The 19472-nt window shown below is 35.3% G+C and carries 12 protein-coding genes; 7 read left to right on the forward strand and 5 right to left on the reverse strand.

From position 1 onward, the window contains the following. Positions 1–26: 26 nt before the first annotated feature. The gene (locus DCO46_RS02555; protein WP_116751030.1) at positions 27–1376 is read right to left on the reverse strand and encodes a sigma-54-dependent transcriptional regulator; all 1350 of its coding nucleotides are present in this window, start codon (positions 1374–1376) and stop codon (positions 27–29) included. Between the two features lie 284 nt (positions 1377–1660). Between DCO46_RS02555 and DCO46_RS02560 the strand changes: the two genes are divergently transcribed. The 4 genes from DCO46_RS02560 to DCO46_RS02575 are packed head-to-tail and all read left to right on the forward strand — an operon-like array spanning position 1661 to position 9631. Further along, positions 1661–2371: an ABC transporter ATP-binding protein gene (locus tag DCO46_RS02560; protein ID WP_116751067.1), complete on the forward strand. Its 711-nt coding sequence runs from the start codon at positions 1661–1663 to the stop codon at positions 2369–2371. Positions 2372–2375: 4 nt separating this feature from the next. Beyond that, entirely contained in the window at positions 2376–4787 is a 2412-nt protein-coding gene (locus tag DCO46_RS02565; protein ID WP_116751031.1) for an ABC transporter permease, read from the forward strand. A 1-nt stretch (position 4788) separates the two neighbouring features. After that, entirely contained in the window at positions 4789–7206 is a 2418-nt protein-coding gene (locus DCO46_RS02570; RefSeq protein WP_116751032.1) for an ABC transporter permease, read from the forward strand. 1 nt (position 7207) lies between these two features. Continuing rightward, the gene (locus DCO46_RS02575; protein WP_116751033.1) at positions 7208–9631 is read left to right on the forward strand and encodes an ABC transporter permease; all 2424 of its coding nucleotides are present in this window, start codon (positions 7208–7210) and stop codon (positions 9629–9631) included. A 120-nt stretch (positions 9632–9751) separates the two neighbouring features. On the opposite strand, the gene DCO46_RS02580 is transcribed toward DCO46_RS02575, so the two are convergent. The 4 genes from DCO46_RS02580 to DCO46_RS02595 form a co-directional block, all read right to left on the reverse strand. Further along, entirely contained in the window at positions 9752–9943 is a 192-nt protein-coding gene (locus tag DCO46_RS02580; protein ID WP_116751034.1) for a cold-shock protein, read from the reverse strand. Positions 9944–10085: 142 nt separating this feature from the next. Continuing rightward, positions 10086–11597 (reverse strand): glycosyl hydrolase family 32, encoded by a 1512-nt coding sequence (locus DCO46_RS02585; RefSeq protein WP_116751035.1) that lies wholly within the window; start codon positions 11595–11597, stop codon positions 10086–10088. A 6-nt stretch (positions 11598–11603) separates the two neighbouring features. Then, positions 11604–13784: an HAD-IIB family hydrolase gene (locus DCO46_RS02590; RefSeq protein ID WP_116751036.1), complete on the reverse strand. Its 2181-nt coding sequence runs from the start codon at positions 13782–13784 to the stop codon at positions 11604–11606. Between the two features lie 300 nt (positions 13785–14084). Next, positions 14085–15590, reverse strand: coding sequence for a DEAD/DEAH box helicase (locus DCO46_RS02595; protein ID WP_116751037.1), 1506 nt, complete (start codon positions 15588–15590; stop codon positions 14085–14087). Positions 15591–15839: 249 nt separating this feature from the next. Between DCO46_RS02595 and DCO46_RS02600 the strand changes: the two genes are divergently transcribed. From DCO46_RS02600 to DCO46_RS02610, 3 genes are all read left to right on the forward strand, one after another. Next, positions 15840–17822, forward strand: coding sequence for a GAF domain-containing hybrid sensor histidine kinase/response regulator (locus DCO46_RS02600; RefSeq protein WP_116751038.1), 1983 nt, complete (start codon positions 15840–15842; stop codon positions 17820–17822). Positions 17823–17891: 69 nt separating this feature from the next. Next, positions 17892–18257: a response regulator transcription factor gene (locus DCO46_RS02605; RefSeq protein ID WP_116751039.1), complete on the forward strand. Its 366-nt coding sequence runs from the start codon at positions 17892–17894 to the stop codon at positions 18255–18257. Beyond that, positions 18258–19472 (forward strand): YaiO family outer membrane beta-barrel protein, encoded by a 1215-nt coding sequence (locus DCO46_RS02610; RefSeq protein WP_116751040.1) that lies wholly within the window; start codon positions 18258–18260, stop codon positions 19470–19472.

The following is a 19472-nucleotide window of genomic DNA, read 5'->3' on the forward strand; positions in this document are numbered from 1 at the left end:
GATATGTTTTTAAGGACTTAAGCATATTAATTGGTGCTGATGTTATATTTTTCTAAGCGTCGGTACAACGAACCTCTTGACAATCCGAGTTCTTCGGCGGTTTTGCTGATATTGTTGTTATTTTTTAATAACGCTTTCTCAACAGTTGCTTTTTCTACCGCAGAAAGCTGAATCTCATCCGGGTTGTCTTCATATTCGGTAATCTGTTCCAGATCTAAATCTGAAACTGTAATTATATTGTTTTCACACAGAATTACAGCCCGTTCAATTTTGTTTTCCATTTCGCGGATATTTCCTTTCCAGGCATGTTTCTCAATTTGTTCCAGTACTTTTTTATCAAAAATAATAGTGTCCCTGCCGTATTTATCAACCATTTTCTGAAGGAGATATTCTGCCAGCGGAATTTTATCTTCATTACGTTCACGCAGCGGCGGCAGCACGATTTCCATCGTATTGATTCGGTAATATAAATCCTCACGGAAATTTTTATCGGCAACTTCCAGTTTCAGGTTTAAATTGGTTGCGGTAATAATGCGAACATCCAAAGGTCTGGGCTTTGACTCCCCCAGCCTTGTCACCGTTTTACTCTGGATAACCTGCAAAAGTTTCGATTGCAGGTGCAGCGGTACATTTCCTATTTCATCCAAAAAAATAGTTCCGTTTTGCGCCATTTCAAAACGTCCGGGCGTGTCGGTTTTGGCATCCGTAAAAGCGCCTTTTGCATAACCAAACAATTCACTTTCAAAAATATTGGCATTGAGCGAACCCAGATCAACAGCAACAAAAGGTTTGTTTTTTCTTTCTGACTCATGGTAAATATGATGTGCCAAAACGAATTTTCCGGTACCATTTTCTCCCAGAATCAAAACATTCGCATCGGTTTTAGCTACCTTATCGGCCAGGGAATAGGCCTTTTTGATAATCTCAGAATTACCGGCAAAAAACTCTGTTTTAATTTCAATATCCTTAGATTTTCTCCTTTCTTTTCGGCTTTTATCAGCCGCCTGTTTTACAGATTCAAGCAGTTTTGTATTTTCCCACGGTTTTAAGATATAATCAAAAGCGCCATTTTTCAAACCTTCTACCGCAGTTTCTACTTTGCCAAAAGCCGTCATTAAAATCACAACCGTTTTGGGTGAAAGCGTTTTTATTTCTTTCAATAAGTACAATCCTTCTTTTCCGTCCTCAAAACCTATTCTGTAATTCATATCGAGCAAAACGACATCAATGGTATTTTTTGCCAGCAAATCGACAATATTTTTTGGATTATTGAGCGTATAAATCGTCTCAAAGTATTTTTTGAGGTACAATTTTGATGCAAAAAGGATGTCTTCCTGATCGTCTATGATTAATATTGAAGCGTTTGTCTTTTTCATTTTTGTTCGGTTTTGGACGAAAGGTGTCCAATTATGGACAGTTTGGCTTTTTGTTAAAAAATAAAATTTTAAGAATAAGGCAGTTACATTTTTTTAAATTTTTGGCATGAAAATCACATTAAGACTGGTAAATCATTAATAATTAACCTCTTTCGAAAGTAAAAATAATAAAATAAACATCTAATCTGCATGGTTAATTATCTTAATTTTCAGGCGTGATTCTTTTACTTCAGAAGAAAAATAATTTTAAAAAAAAACATTTAATCCAAACAAAAACATCCATTATGATTGCCATTACAAAACTTTCAAAAGTATTTAGAACTGAAGAATTAGAAACCAGAGCATTAAGTGAAATTTCTTTAAAAATTAACCAGGGCGATTTCGTATCGATCATGGGACCATCAGGAAGCGGAAAATCGACTTTATTAAATATTGTCGGATTACTCGACAGTGCGTCTGACGGAAGTTATCTATTGCTGAATCAGGAAATGATCGGATTGAAAGAAAAACTGAAATCAAAAGCAAGAAAAGAAAACATCGGATTCATTTTTCAAAATTTCAACCTGATTGATGAATTATCAGTGTATGACAATATCGAATTGCCACTGATTTACAACAATGTCCCTTCTTCTGAAAGAAAAACAAAAGTGCATGAAATTGCCACTAAACTAAATATAGCACACCGGTTAAAACATTATCCGCAACAGCTTTCGGGCGGACAGCAGCAGCGTGTAGCTGTCGCAAGAGCTTTGATCAATGATCCGAAAATAATCCTAGCCGATGAGCCTACGGGAAATCTGGACAGTAAAAACGGTAATGAGGTTATGGAATTACTAACCAATCTTCACGCCAACGGAGCAACAATCCTGATGGTAACACATTCTGATTATGATGCTTCATTTTCGCAAAAAACAATTTTAATGAAAGACGGCGCTATTCTTTCAGAAAAAATAAATCACAGAAATGTAGACGTTTTAGTAACTTCTAATAATTAGAACAATGCTAAAAAACTGGATACATATATTTATTTACCATATCAAAAATAACAAGCTGTTTACGGCTTTGAATATTTTAGGTTTGAGTATCGGAATCGCGGGATTAATTTTTGCCATTCTGTATTGGAACGACGAATACTCATATAACAAGTGGGTTCCCGGAAAGGACAAAATGTATATCGTCATGAACGATCTGGGAAAAGGAAATGTCTGGGCAACAAACTCGGCTATTACTGCTCCAACGTTAAAATCAACTACTTCTTATTTAGATGATTATTGTTATTTCGATACCGATTACTCAAAAGAAACGATACAATACAAAGGCAAAACAGAATTGGTTAATAAGATATTTTCTGCTCAGAGTACTTTCTTTTCTTTTTTTCCATTTGAATTCAAATATGGAGATCCAAAAAGTGCTCTTCGTGAACCCAATAGTATCACGCTTTCTGAAGAAACTGCTTTTCGTTTATTTCAGAACGAAAATCCTGTTGGAAAACAAGTACGATTTGCTGAAAAATCATTTGTTGTTCGTGGTGTTTATCGCTTAAACGAAAAATCGGCCGTGATGCCAAATGCAATTTCGAACATTGTTCAGGAAAATATCGATAAACATAAAGATCACTGGGGTTTTAATTTTGGTTTGATCTTAAGACTAAAAAAACAGGCTGATGCCCCATTGGTAGTCAAAAGCCTGAATGAAATGTTTATTGAAAAAAACTATAAAAGGCAGGCCAGAAATGAAGGCATGACGCTTGAAATGTTTATCAAAACATATGGTGAACCTATGAAAGCCCAATTGCTTCCTTTTGAGGATTCAAGACTTTACAAAGGAAACTACCCATTCCCTGATGGTACCGGAAATCTTCAGCTTTTGCAAATATTAATGGGATTGTCGATCCTGATATTGGTTTTGTCAATTGTAAACTATATCAATTTAGCAACGGCAAATGCCATAAAACGGGCCAAAGAAGTTGGGGTTAGAAAAATTATCGGGGCTACAAAATCTCAGATTATTGCTCAGTTTGTGTTTGAAACGGTATTGATTACACTTTTTGCCATGCTTTTGGCGCTGGTGATAGTCGAAATTTCTTTACCATTTTACAATCAGTTTTTAAACAAAGACCTGATTCTTATCGGATCACAATTTTATGTGCAGTTAGTTTTAATCTTTATTGTCGTGATTGTTGTTTCCGGTGTTTTTCCGGCGGCATACATTGCCAATTTCGAAGTGCTGAAGGTTTTAAAAGGTAATTTTTCACGCAGTAAAAGCGGAATCTGGGTCAGAAACAGTATGCTGGTTTTACAATTTGCCATAGCTGCTTTTTTTATCATTGGTTCTTTTATTGTCTATCAGCAGGTTAATTACATGACAGAAAAAGATTTGGGCTTTGAAGGATCACAAGTGATGAATATTGTTTTTAAGGAAAAAAACGGAAAAGGGCAATTTGAACGCTACCAATCCATCAAACAGGAAATTCAGAAACTGAAAGGTGTTGAAGCTGTTTCTGTCGGAGCATTTTCTATTGGCGGAGAAGAAAATACATGGGCCGGTTTGCATTATAAAAACAATCCGGAGGTTATAATCCAGCAAATTGGTTATGATTTTGGAATGCTGGAAATGCTGGGAATAAAAGTTCTAAAAGGAAGACCGCTCACGGATAAACTTGCTTCGGATACTATTTCTAATGTTTTACTGAATGAAACAGCAGCTAAAACGATGAATGAAAAAAATCCTCTGGACAAGATAATCGACTGGCAGGGCGAAAAATACAAAGTGGTCGGAATCGTTAATAATTTCCATTATTTTAGTTTAGAAAGCGAAATTAGTCCTATGATTTTCTTTCATATAAATACTCAAAAATGGACAGAGAAAAATATACAGAATATTTCTGTAAAACTTTCGCCAAAAAATATGTCGCAAACTATTGCCTCTCTTAAGGATTTTTGGTCTAAAAAAGTAGATGCCGAGTATCCTTTTGAATATAGTTTTGTTGATAAGAACTTCGCCAGAACGTATGAAAAGTATGAAAATCAGAGAAATCTGTTTGCCTTATTAAATGTGATTGTTATTCTAATTGCTGTTTTCGGATTGTTTGCGCTGGCCTCTTTTTCTATGGAAAGAAGGTTACGCGAAATCGCCATCAGAAAAACGCTTGGCGCAGAAACCAATGTTTTGCTAAAAGAATTATCAAAACAGTATATTCTTTTCTGTGTAATTGGATTTTTGATCGGAATTATTCCTGCTTTTATTTTATTGCAAAAATGGCTTGAAAATTTTGCTTTCCGTATCGATATTCCATTCCTGCCATTTATTCTTGCTTTTGTGTCTTTGTTATTCCTGACACTGACAATCGTTTTGGCAAAAGCGTACCAGGTAACAAAAGTGGACATTTTAAAATATTTAAAATACGAGTAAAATGCTAAAAAACTGGATCAATATATTTATTTACCAACTCAGGAATAATAAATTATTTGCTGCACTTAACGTTTTAGGATTATCAATTGGGATTTCAGGTTTAATTTTCGCATTGCTATATTGGAACGACGAACAAAGTTACAATGCCTGGAATCCTGAAAAAGACAAGGTATATCAAGTTTTAGTGCAATTGAAAGATATGACTTCCTGGTCAAGTTGTGCCTTATTTTTAAAACCAGACCTTGATGCAGATCCAAATATTGAAACCATAATGTATGGGGACGATTGGTATCAAAAAAATAAAATTATTTACAAAGGAAAGACAGAATTTGTAGATAAAATCATTAATGTACAACATAACTTTTTTTCCTTTTTTCCTTTTGAAATCATAAAGGGAAATGCAATTTCGTCAATTAAAGACGATTCTGGTATTGCGATTTCAGAGAATATTGCAAAAAGAGTGTTCGGCAATGAAAATCCGATTGGGAAGCAAATTAAATGTTTTAATCAACTATTTTCTGTTCGGGCAGTTTATCGGGTTCCGGGAAACTCATCCATTGCGCCAAATGTTATAATTAATAAAATGGATCAACTCGTAAATTCCACGATAATAAATCCGTTTGTTTTTAAATTATTACTAAAAGTTAAAGATCCATCAAAACTTGAAATTACAAGAAAAAAACTGGAACGGATCTATAACTATGATTTCATTAAACGTTTAGCAAAAGAAGAAGGCTTTACGTTTGAGGACATGGGAAAGAAAGTAGGTTATTTTAATGTCGTAATAGAACCGCTTTCGCAAGCCCGATTGCATTCTATAACAGATGGTTATCCTGAAGGCAGAGGCAATTATCAATTTTTAGTAATCATGATGGGTTTATCAATTTTGATTCTCATTTTATCAATTATTAATTACATCAATCTCGCTACCGCAAATGCAGTAAAACGAGCCAAGGAAGTTGGGATACGTAAAATTACCGGGGCTTCTAAGAGAAATATTATCTGTCAATTTATTTTTGAAACTATTCTAACCACTTCTTTTTCAATTTTACTGGCATTAGTAATCGTAGAAATGACTTTGCCTTATTACAATAATTTCTTAAACAAAGATCTCATACTTCCTGGAAATCAATTTTACTGGCAATTGCTTTTAATTTTTATAATCACTGTATTTACAGCCGGACTATTTCCTGCAGTTTATGTAGCGAATTTTGAAACTTTAAAAGTTTTGAAAGGAAATTTTGGAAGAAGTAAAAACGGAATCTGGCTGCGAAACGGGATGCTCATTTTTCAATTTGCAATTGCAGCTTTTTTTATAATCGGATCTTATATTGTTTATGAACAAATTCAGTATCTACAAAACAAAGATCTTGGTTTTAAAGGAAATCAGGTAATTTCTGTAGCATTAAACTTTCCTTCTTCAGAATATGAAGGAAAAAATACAGAAAAAAACATCTACAGCAAATACAGTGTTATAAAAGATCAATTAAGTAAAATTAAAGGCGTTGAAGAAATTTCGACCGGTCTTATTGCTTTTGATGGTTCTGACAATTTTATTAGTCCTGTGCTTTATAAAGATGAGCTTTTTAAAGAAAGAACAATCGCATTAGATTATGGCATGTTTGAAATGTTGAATATCAAAATTGTAAAAGGAAGAAATTTTGACAGAAAAATAGCTTCAGACACTATCAATTCGGTGATTATAAACGAAAGTGCTTTAAAGTTGATGAATATTAAGAATCCGATTGGGGCAGAATTAGTAATACGAGATCAAAAATTAAAAATCATTGGTATTGTTCAGGATTTTAATTTATTAAGTCCGGAACTGAAAGTGCCTCCTATTTCATTCTATCATTTAAAAACCTTAGCAATGGCACATAACATCAACAAGGTTTTTATAAAATTAAAACTTGATGATTCAGGAAATACCATTGAAGATATAGAAAAATTATGGTCGAAAGTGGATACGGAATATCCCTTTAAATATGATTTTGTAGATAAGGAATACGCCCGAACATATGAATCTTATGTAAAGCAAAAGAATTTGTTTTCACTCCTGAATATTGTAGTAATTCTTATTGCTTTGTTTGGTTTGTTTGCATTGGCATCCTATTCCATTCAAAGAAGATTAAAAGAAATTGCAATCAGAAAAACGCTCGGTGCCGAAACAAATGCATTATTAAAAGAACTCACTAAGCAATATGTCGTTTACTGCGTAATTGGTTTTCTAATCGGAATTATTCCTGCTTATTTATTATTACAAAAATGGCTCACCAATTTCGTTTTCCGAATTGATATAACCATTTTTCCATTCTTAATTGCCTTTGTGTCTTTGTTACTCCTGACACTGACAATCGTTTTGGCAAAAGCGTATCAGGTAACAAAAGTGGACATTTTAAAACATTTAAAATACGAGTAAAATGCTAAAAAACTGGACTAACATATTTATCTATCACTTAAAAAACAACAAGCTCTTTTCGGCTTTAAATGTTTTAGGATTATCAATAGGAATTGCAGGATTAATATTTGCATTACTTTATTGGAACGACGAACAAAGTTACAATGCCTGGAATCCTGAAAAAGATTCGGTTTATCAGGTATTGGTTCAATTAACTGATATGCCGGTTAGCACCGACCATTCAGTGCGGTTAAAAGCCTATTTAGAAAAAGATTCAAATGTCGAAAATATTGTTTTTGCCGACAACTGGTATCAAAAAAGTAAAATCATTTATAAAGGAAAGAAAGAATTCGTTGATAAAATAATCAATGTCGAAACTGATTTCTTTTCCCTCTTTCCTTTTAAAATTACTCAGGGAAATGGCAGCGGTGCCTTAAAAGACGGAACAAGTATTGCAATTTCTGAAGAGGTTGCAAATCGCGTTTTTGGAAATGAAAACCCAATTGGCAAACAAATTAATTGTCTTGATAATTTGTTTGTAGTCAGGGCAGTTTATCACATTCCGGGTAATTCTTCGATTGCTCCGCATGTTATAGTAAACCGAATGAAAGATCTTGTTGATCCGACTAAAAGCCGAAGTCTGTTTGCTTTAAAAATACTTTTGAAAGTAAAAGATCCGTCAAAAGTGGAACTGACCCGAAAGATGCTCGAAAAAGCATATTATGATGAAATCATCGTAAACGAGGCAAAACAAGCCGGTTTTACTCCTGAAGAAATGACCAAAAAAGTGGGGCGTTTTAGTGTTTTTATGGAGCCGCTTTCAAAAGCCAGATTGCAGTCCATTACAGATGGTTATCCTGAAGGCCGTGGCAATTATCAGTTTTTGCTGATTATGGCGGGACTATCGGTTTTGATTCTCATTTTATCAATAGTCAACTATATAAATCTCGCCACAGCCAATGCCATAAAACGGGCTAAAGAAGTTGGCGTTCGCAAAATTATCGGTGCATCAAAAAGCAATATTATATTTCAGTTTATATTTGAAACTACACTAATTAGTCTGTTTTCAATCTTTTTGGCTTTGGTAATTGTAGAATTGACTTTGCCGTATTACAATAATTTCTTAAACAAGAATTTGATGATTATTGGAGGCCAGTTTTATTTGCAAATCATTTTAATTTTTGTCATTACCATTTTGGCTGCAGGGATATTTCCGGCGGTTTATGTTTCTAATTTTGAAACATTAAAGGTTCTGAAAGGCAATTTTGCAAGAAGCAAAAACGGAATTTGGCTTCGCAACGGAATGCTGATTTTTCAGTTTGCTGTTGCAGCATTCTTTATTATTGGCTCAAACATTGTATATCAGCAGGTAAAATACCTGAACGATAAAGATCTTGGTTTTAAGGGAAATCAACTGATTGCCGTAGACTTAAATCTTCTTCCTTCTGATTACGAGGGAGAAAATATTGATAAAAACATTTTCAATAAGTACAATACAATAAAGCAGGAATTAAGCAAAATTGAAGGAGTCGAAAACGTTTCAACGGGACTTGTGTCTTTTGACGGAGCAGACAACTCATTATCACCGCTTTTATATCACGATGTGCTTTTTAAAGCAAAACATATCGGAATAGATTTCGGACTGCTTGAAATGTTGAAAGTGAAGATTGTAAAAGGCAGAGGACTCGATAAAAAACTTGCTTCTGATACGATAAATTCGGTGCTGATAAATGAGACCGCTGCAAAGCTGATGAATATGAAAAATCCGATTGGAGAAGAAATCCTGATTAGAAATCAAAAGCTGAAAATTGTCGGAATCGTAAAAGATTTCAACTTACTAAGCCCGGAAGTCAAAGTTCCGCCAATGACTTTTTATCATATAGAAACCCTGCATATGGCTGAAAATATGAATGTCGTATATGTAAAACTAAAACCGCAAAACATTGAAAATACAATCGCAGACATTCAGAAATTCTGGACAGCAAATGTTGACAAAGAATATCCTTTTAAATACGACTTTGTAGATAAGCAATATGCGCGAACCTACGAAGGATACATAAAGCAAAAAAATCTTTTTTCGCTGCTTAATATTATCGTCATCCTTATTGCTCTTTTTGGTTTGTTTGCGCTGGCTTCTTATTCGATACAAAGACGAATGAAAGAAATTGCGATCAGAAAAACACTGGGCGCAGAAACGAATGTTTTATTAAAAGAATTATCAAAGCAATATATTTTATACTGCGTAATTGGTTTCTTAACAGCCCTTTTCCCTGTTTATTATTTATTGACAAAATGGCTGGAGAATTTTGCATTCAGAATAGATATTTCTGTTTATCCGTTCCTTGTTGGTTTTGTCGCTTTGATTTTCCTAACCTTACTTATTGTGCTCTCCCGCGCTTATCAGGCAACAAAAGTAGATGTTTTGAAATACTTAAAATACGAATAAACCCCTCGATTCTTTGGAATCAGGACAAAAAAAAAGCTCAATTCATATTCTGAATTGGGCTTTTTCTGAGTATAAAAAAACACCTTCAAGAGGTGCTTTAATAAACTGTATGATAGGATGTTAAGCTAAAACTACGTTTATTGCGTTTGGCCCCTTACGACCTTCAGCCACGTCGTAACGTACTGCATCGTTTTCACGAACATTATCAGTAAGACCTGAAGCATGAACAAAAATTTCACTTCCGCCGTTACTAGGTGTAATAAATCCAAAACCTTTTTCTTCATTGAAGAATTTCACTGTACCTTCTTGCATTTTTATATCTTTTAAATATTTATTTTTCTAAAGGTAGTATATTTTAAAATACAAATACTTACAAAAGAAATAATTATACAATATTTTTTACAAGATTTTGACTACAACATATTATAAGGATTAATTATACCCCATCTGTTTTCTATATCTGCACTATCCTGCTGTAATCTTTTTGGTATTTATCAGGGTCAGAAGCGGCATATTCATTTTCAGGTTCAGGAATAACATGAATTTTAGAATCACTTACCGATATGACGGCCGAGCAAACATAAATTCCTATTTTTCCTTCACTGTACTTAAAGTCCAGTAATGTCAGTTTTACAACATCATTGATCGAAAGTTCATAATAATTTCCGTAACGGATAATCTTAAAATAAATCTGCCTGTTTTCCTGTATTTCAAATTGATTGGTTTGGATATTTTCGAAGATAAAATTATTTTTTACGTCCTTATCATTAAATCCCCAGGCTCTGAACTGCACAAAACCATTTACAAAATCTATAGAAATATAATAGGCTGTTCCTTCCTTATCGCATTCAATTACAAATCCAGTTTTTCCCATTCCTTCTACTGCCAAAGTACCTTCCCAGACAAAATCGTTTGAAGGTTTTTCAAAACAGTAAATTTCGTAACCGCTTCTGCAGCCAAATCTCCATTTGCTTTCATTTTCCATCAAAAAATCTGCGGTAGGATTTCCGAGGACTGGCGATGGCTGAGGAAGATCTTTTTGAAAAATTGTTTTTTGATACAGCCTTTCCCAAAAATAATAGCTCTTTAATAAAAGCCTTCCGCTGTGATCGATATCCAGTTCTTTTGGCGGCGGAATTACGCGATGTGTATTGACATTGCCATCTGCAAAATAAAAATTATATACCAGAAAATGATTGCCGTCTTTTACTACACGCGCAGCATAATTTCCCTGCGGGAGCAAAACATTATTATGAAAGGCACAATACTCTCCTTTGAATTCCGGTGCAGACCAGTAACGGACTTTTACATCTTCACGGATTGATCCCAAAAGATAATGCGTTCCTTTAATTTCGACCACACACGGACATTCTACATCGTCATACACATACGGAATATGCAAAGGTTTTTGCAACACAAATCCCTCCTCTTCTCTTTTTGCGACTCCTATACAACCTCTTCTGTAAGTTGGACCGGAAGCACTTCGGGCGCAAATCAGCAAATAATCTTCTCCTTCGTATCGGTATTTAAACGGATCTCTGAAACTAATCCATTCCCTGGGGTTATTCGTATTACTTTCATAATGTGGGGCCTCACTTTTAAAAGGCATTCCGTATTTATTTTCTTTGGTCCAATGAATCAAATCTTTGGAAACTGCACGTCCTACTTTTTGCTCAATTCCTTTATCCTGACGTTTAAGTCCGGTATAATACATTTCGTAGCCTTCACCTTCAGCTATTTTACTGACGTGCATGGTCCACAACATATCATCATCCCATTCGCCGGGTTCACCTACCCAAAGCGCATTTTTAACTCTTTTCCACGAAAGTCCGTCTTTGGAAATTGCATGCGCAATGTAATCGTGATTGGGAATTATTAAATGAAATAAATGGTGAATTCCGTCTTCATCTATAAATATATCAACGTCTCCTATTTCCCAATTGCTAAATCCTGAACTTGAATACATCTTTACTTATTTTATGATTTTATAATGTTTTAAGCCTTCTAAAATACCTTCAGAAGCCGAACTTTTGGCCACATAAATACTTTTTGTCGTTTCATAATTGGCTAATTCCGCACTTCGGTTCCCAACAATAATCCCTTTTACAGGACCTCTGAACATATCAATATCATTTCCTGAATCTCCTGCTGCAATCACATTATATAAAGGGATTGCCCACTTACGGCAAAGAAATTTAATGGCATTTCCCTTGGAAGCCCTTTTTGGAATAATGTCTAAATACTGACCATGACTCGGAATGATATTTATTTTGTACCATCCGGTTCCCAATGCCCTGATTAGCTGTTCGTGATTGTAATGTTCCTTTTCATAATAATAGGATATTTTAAACGGATTTTGTGCTTCTTCTTCCTGAAGTTTAATCCATTTTATTGTTTTTAAACGGTTTACGACATCCTCTCTTTTCCATCGGCCGGCGAGAAATTTAGCCCAGCCTTTGTCTAAAATATAATCAGTTCCGTTGGTATAATAAATTTCGGTACCCACAGAGCAAATGATAAAATCAGGCAATGGAAATTTTTCTTCGTCTATGATTTTTTTGACAAGCCTGAGATTTCGTCCCGAAGCCATGGCAAAAGCCATTTTTTCGGTACGGTTGGTCAAATGCGATTTTAGCTCTTCCAGACCGGGATTGTTTAATTTAGGTTCAATCAGCGTTCCGTCAATATCTGAAACCAGTAAATGATCGATCTTTCTTTTTAAGCGATCAATGTTGATATTGGCATAATGTTGTTTTTTGATTCCGGCGCCGGAAGAAAGAGATAAATTCTCATTTACCGCTTCTACATATTGATTTACATGGCTTAGCCAACTGTAATGTTTCTGAATATTGATCGCACCGTTATTCGAATAGTATTTCCACTTATTCTCATCGGTCAGGATATTGAGCAGGGCTTTTTTGATCTGGGTTTCATCCTGCGGATTCACCAGTTCCCCGTTCTGGCAGGTTGGGATAATTTCAGACGGTCCGCCATTTTTAGTCACCACAACCGGAAGTCCCGAACTTGCAGATTCTATAACAGTCAGTCCGAAATTTTCGTGCAGGGCCAGATTGACAAATACGCCTCGTTTTTCTGCTGCATAACGGTAAATAATCGAAACCTCATTTTCTACATCATGTTTTTTTGGAATCGCCATTTTTCCGTACAAATCATATTTGTCCATAAGCAGCAGCAAATCTGTCAAAACATTTTTTTCAGATTCAGGCATCTTCTGGATATCTTTTCGGATACCGGCAAAAATAACCAGATTGGCAATGCTCTGAAGCTCTTTGTCTTTACCATAAACTTCGATTAAAGTATTAAGGTTTTTATGGCGATCGGGTCTCGAAAGTGCCAGGATAAAAGGCTTATGCGGATTGGTCAGAAATTTAGAAATTGTTTCGGATACCCAGTATTTTCTTTGGGTTTCCTCCATCTGTTTATCACCATCCGGTTCGTTTTGGTAATAAGGAACAAATTTTCTGGTATCGATACCGGGAGAAATCGCATGATATTTTGCTAATTCAAAGTTTTTGTACACTTTGTAGGTTTCGATTTCCTGTTCTGTAGAAGTGACAATAAATTCAGAAAGTTCCAGTGTTTTTTCTTCGGCAGCAATCCTCGCTTTAAATTTAAACTTTTTTTCAAGTTCTTCTTCTGATTGTCCGCTTTCGAGCAGTTTTTTCTTTTTATAAATACCAAGCGAATGCCCGGTGTGTGCAAAAGGAATATTTAAAATTGAAGATAATTCTGCCGCAGCATAGCCGGCATCTCCATAATGCGAATGAATCCAGTCGGGATAGATATTATACGATTTTATGTGCTTTATAACGCCATCTACAAAAATATCAAGCCCTTCCCACAACTGCTCTTTTGATTTGTATTTTTTTCCAAGAAAAGGGATTCGTCGTATGTCTAATTTATCATTAATAACTTCAACCGGAACAGCATATTCAGGAGAAAGTGCCGGATCATCAATTAATCTTGTAAATAAATGAACGTGTTCTACATCTTTGTGTTGTGATAAAAATTCTGCTAATTCGTAAACATATTTGGTTTGGCCCCCGTTATCGGCATCCCGTCCTATTTCAAGACCGGAACCTTTTAAAAGTCCGTGTATATTAATTAGTGAAATTCGTAATTTTTTCATCATTTATTATTTTTGTAATTACAAATCATACTCATGTTACTCTTTTATGAGTTCTCATTTTTTTGCATGATTTTTTTTGGATTTGTGCCTGGCGAGACTTCAGTTATATACTGACAGCACAGGCATAATTTATAGTTTTATAGTATTGTACTTCTTAAAAATCAGAAACGATACAATAGTGTTGTTTTTTAAATATACGATAATTCTTTTTTATATCTGCCTAAATTGTTCTTAAAGTCTATTTTCTTTAACATAAAACAATTTCTTTCAATAGAAAATCTGTATTAAAATGCAATTAAAAGTCTATGTTTTAAGTTTTGGATATAACTTAATGATCAGCCCTTTAAGACGGTTTTGATAATCTTCCAACAGCCATTCCTTGTAATTTTTACTGGCATTTTCCAGACACTTTACATATTGTTTAACGCGCCATTCGGTTTCAGGCGTTAGCACTTCTGCAAGTGCAACAGCTTCACTGAGAGATTCTGCATTGTCAAGGCACATTTTAGCCTGCTGTCTGATAGATTGCTGTATCACCGTTTTAGGTTTTTTATCCCTGTCTATAGCTTCCTGGTAATATCCTTCAATATCAAAAGTCATTTCTAATGTTTTAGGAAACTTCGCTCTTATTTCAGCCGACAAAGCGTGAGATTGTACAGATGAATTTCCGCTGGAATGAAAAGACAACTTTCTGGCAAATTCATCGGGATTGTCAAAAGCAAATTTCCAGTCGACTGTTTCCTGCCATTCACCAAACCGCTCAATATTATTTCCAAGATCTGTAATGCCAAACGTTTTCTTAGAAGGCAGTCTGCGGGATCCGCGTCCAATCATCTGATGGTAAAGCGTAATCGAAGTCGTAGCTCTATTTAGGATTATATGCTGTACGGAAGGTTCATCAAAACCTGTCGTAAGTATTGAAACTGAAGTCAATACTGCACCTTTTGTTTTTTTAAACCATTTCAGTATTTCGTTGCGCTCATCTTCAGGTGTTTTATTGTCCAGATGCCTGATGGAAATACCGGCAGCTGAAAAAAATTCTTCTACCTGTCTGGAAACTACAATACCATTATTAAAAATAAGCGTCTTTTTTTTATTTGCGGTTTCCTGGTGGGCTTTTAAAAGTAAATCCAGCATTGCCGGAGTTCCGTAAAGCTCATTCGAAGAACCTACTGTATAATCACCGTGGAGACCCGTTTTAAGCGAATTAAGTTCTACTTCATAAACGTAGGATTTTGGTTTTGCCAAAAAGCCTTCCTCAATCAGTGTGGCAATATTTTCTCCTGTGATAAGAGTATCGTAGTAACGTTTCATTGGTTTTGAAGTATCTGAGCTAAAAGGTGTTGCTGTTACGCCAATCACAAATGCACCTTTAAAGTATGACAACAATTTACGAAACGAGTTATGATGTGCTTCATCAATAATGACAAGACCTACATCATTTGTTTTTATTTTCTTTGATTTGATTCTGTTTCGAAGTGTCTCTACCATTGCCACGTAGCAACTGCAGTCAGCCTTAAAATTTCCGCTCCCGCTGTTAATTTTTCGGTTCTTTATCCCTAATTTTTTCAGGGTTGCAGAGGTTTGTATACATAGTTCCATACGATGGGTCAGAATCATCGCTGTTTTACCATATTCTTCCATATATCTTCTGGCAATTTCTGAGAAAATAACTGTTTTTCCTCCTCCCGTTGGCAATTGATATAAGAGATTTTGGGTCTCTTTATTTTGTATAATTTCAAAAACTGATTCAATATCCTTTTGCTGATAACTGTAGAATGATGCTCCAGGTTTGGTGAGGGTTTCCATTTTTTTAATGTTTAGAAATTAGGGTCAAAGGATTATTGGTATTTAATACTCCTCAATTTTTTTATAAAAGTACAGCCGGCAGTTATCATTAAATTATATGATTTCCTGTCAATGTTATATTATTAAAAAGGCATAATTAAGCTCAAAAACAATTAAAAAATGCAATAAGTCCGGGAGTTTGCGTTAGTAATATTTATCTTTGCACATTCTATATGAATTGCCTAAATTTATATCATACGATTTAATCCCATGAATAATTTCCCAATACCACACAACGAATCTGAACGCCTTGCGGCATTAAAACGCTATAACATTCTGGATACATTACCGGAACATGCTTTTGATGATGCTACAAAACTAGTTTCGTATATATGTGGTGTACCCATTGCCCATATTTCGTTTATAGATGAAAGCAGGCAGTGGTTTAAGTCCGAAATTGGGATTGGCGTTTCAGAGGTTCCGAGAGAAATCTCATTTTGCAAGTATACCATTATGGACTCCAAAATGATTGAAATTCCGGATACCCATTTAAACGATACATTTAAAGATGACCCTAATGTTACCGGTGGTTTCAAGGTGCGATTCTACGCAGGTATTCCGCTCAGGACACCGGACGGACATAATATTGGAACATTATGCGCTATAGATCATGTTACCAAAGAACTGAATGATAACCAGCGAAATGCCCTTTCGATTGTGGCAAAACACGTGATGAATCAATTAGAGCTTGGAACTAAGCATATTGAACTTGATGCACAGAAAAAAATTGCAGAACGTGCTGTACTGGCAAAAGACAGTTTCCTGGCCAATATGAGCCACGAAATTCGTACACCCCTGAACGCTATTATCGGATTTACGGATCTGCTGACACAAACGCAACTGGATCCTGCACAGCGTGATTATATCGACAGTGTGCAAATAGCAGGAGAAAACCTGCTTTTGATTGTGAACGATATTCTGGATCTTTCTAAAATGGATTCCGGCAATCTTACTATTGATGCGCAGCCTTTTAATCTAAAAAAGACACTTAAGCATGTTTATAATTTATTAAAAGTAAAAGTGCCTAAAAATGTAGAATTCAATCTTTTCCTTGATGCCGATATGCCCGAAACAGTAATTGGTGACCAGGGAAGATTAAACCAGATTCTGGTTAATCTTGCCGGAAATGCACTGAAGTTTACAGAAGAAGGTGAAGTTACGGTTTCGGTAAAAAAGACAGAAGAAACCGCTGATACCTACTCGTTAAAATTCACAGTAAAAGATACAGGAATAGGGATTAAAAAAAATAAGCTTAAAACTATTTTTGAACGCTTTACGCAAGCCGAGGACAGTACCACACGCAGGTTTGGCGGCACAGGTCTTGGCCTTAATATTGTCAAGCAGCTGGTAGAGCTGCACAACGCAGAAATTCATGTTAAAAGTCAGGAAGGACACGGATCTGAGTTTTTCTTTGTTCTTTCCTATAAAAAAGCAGACCGTACAGAAAAAGCAGCTCAGCCTATAAAAAAAGACAGTCTTGGAAAACTCAAAATACTGCTTTGTGAAGATAATATATTAAACCAAAAACTGGTAAAAAGTGTCATTACTAATTTTGGTTTTGACCTGGATATTGCAGATAATGGTGAAGCAGGAATAGAACTATTGTCTAAAAATGAATATGATTTGGTACTCATGGATCTGCAGATGCCGGTTAAAGACGGCTACCAGACTACAGAGTATATCCGAAACGAGATGAAGTCAGCCATCCCGATTATCGCCATGACGGCACACTCACTTGTGGGCGAACAGGAACGCTGTTATAATGTGGGAATGGATGGTTATGTACCAAAACCCTTTAAGCAGTCTGCGCTTTTGCAAGCTATAAAAATAGTGATGACAAAAGATAAAAAGCAACCTGAAAAAAGAGAAATAGATCTTTCTTTTCTGGAAGAAATGTCCTCTGGAGACGCTAATTTCATGAAAGAGATGATTGGTCTGTTTATAGAAAAAATTCCAATCGAAATGGGTCAGCTTGACGAAGCTTTCAAAAATAACGATACCGATACTGTATGGAAAATGGCTCATAAAATGAGATCCAGCCTGGATATGTTTATGCTCAAAGATCTTAGTAAATGTTTGTCTGTTATTGAAGAAGAAGCCGGTAGCGGGCACTTTACCTCAGAAACAGTAAATAGCTTAGACATACTACATTGCGGAATCATTGAAGTAGTTAAAAATTTAAAGGAAGTGTGATAAAACAGAAATATAGCTTTTAACCGCCTCCTGAAATTGCAAATTTAGTTTGCCAAAAAGAATTAAAAAATGAGAATAGTTTTAGCTGAAGATAATGATATCTTAAGAAGATCACTATCTTTCTTCTTAGAATCTAAAGGATTTACCGTTGATCAGTTTGCTGACGGAAAGGACGCAATGAATGCTATTGAAAACAATAGTTATAACCTGATCCTGACAGATATAAATATGCCTGGTGTGAGCGGAATGGAAATTACGCAATATATCCGAAAAAGCCTTGGGTCTGATATTCCGATTATTATATTTACTTCTTCGGGCGTAGAACAGACCGAGCTGGATTGCTTCGATATAGGGGCTAATGAGTTTATTGCCAAACCTGTAAGTCCGGCTGTGCTTTTGGTCAGAATCAATAAATTATTAAATACCCGCTTTTAGATGAAATTTATATATTATTCACTCGTGTTTTTATTTATTTCATCTGCTGTATCAGCACAGGAAACTGATGTAGATGCAATTATGAAAAAGGCTAAAACGGAAGCCGAAAACGGACATTATGATAATGCTCTTTCTCTAATTGCTCCATTGCGTGAAAAATTCCCTCAGGATGAGGATATACAAATTTTCGCCGGAAGAATCTACAGCTGGAAAAAAGAGTACAATAAAGCATTAGAAATACTCAGTCCTTTGGCAGACAGACCTAATGCAAACCCGGATGCATTACTGGCCATTATCAATACTTATTACTGGTCTGAACAATTTGAAAAATGTATTCTTTATTGTGACAAATACCTAACAACCGATCCCAACTCTTCTGATGTCCTGCTGATTAAAATAAATTGTCTCACAGAACTGAATCGTGATAAAGAGGCTTCTGAACTTATAGAAAAAGTATATGCGGCAGACAATAGTTCCCAGAAAATTTCGTCACTACGCACGTTAATCGGGCGAAAGGCAAAAAATGCTGTGGCTGTTTCTTATCTGAACGTGTCAACATATGATCCCGGGCAATCACCATTTCATTATGGATATGTAGAATATGCACATAAATTTACCAAATCTTCCATAGTGGGCCGTGCCAACGTAGGACATGTGTATAATGATACACAGATGTTATTTGAAGCCGATTATTATCAAACTTTTAAAAAAAGGGATTATCTGTATGTAAATGCCGGACTGTCAACTGGTGAAACAGTATTTCCTGTTGCCAAAGCCGGTGCAGAGTATTATTTTACCCCACAAAAAAGATTTGATTACTCCCTGGGATTCCGATATCTTCATTTTGAAACTGACGATGTCACATTGCTGACCGGACAATTGGCGTATCGTACGGGAGAATATACCCTTGCCTACAGACCTTATTATGACACTTCAAACGACTTATTTTCACATCTTTTAAGCGTTCAGAAAACAAATGATGAAAAAGAAAACCTGATCCGGTTAGAGCTTCAGTATGGAAATGTACCTTATCTATACCTGTATAACAACTTTGTTGCTCCGCTAAAAGCGTACAGAGCCGGAATTCAGTATCAGCAACGCATTGGCAATTCTTTTTTTATCAGGCCAATCCTGCTTTATGAATATGAAGAATATATTCCTGATGAATACCGTCATAAACTAAATGCCCAGATAATTATTACCAAACGTTTTTAA

The organism is Flavobacterium sp. HTF (genome assembly GCF_003105115.1).
Lineage (GTDB): Bacteria > Bacteroidota > Bacteroidia > Flavobacteriales > Flavobacteriaceae > Flavobacterium.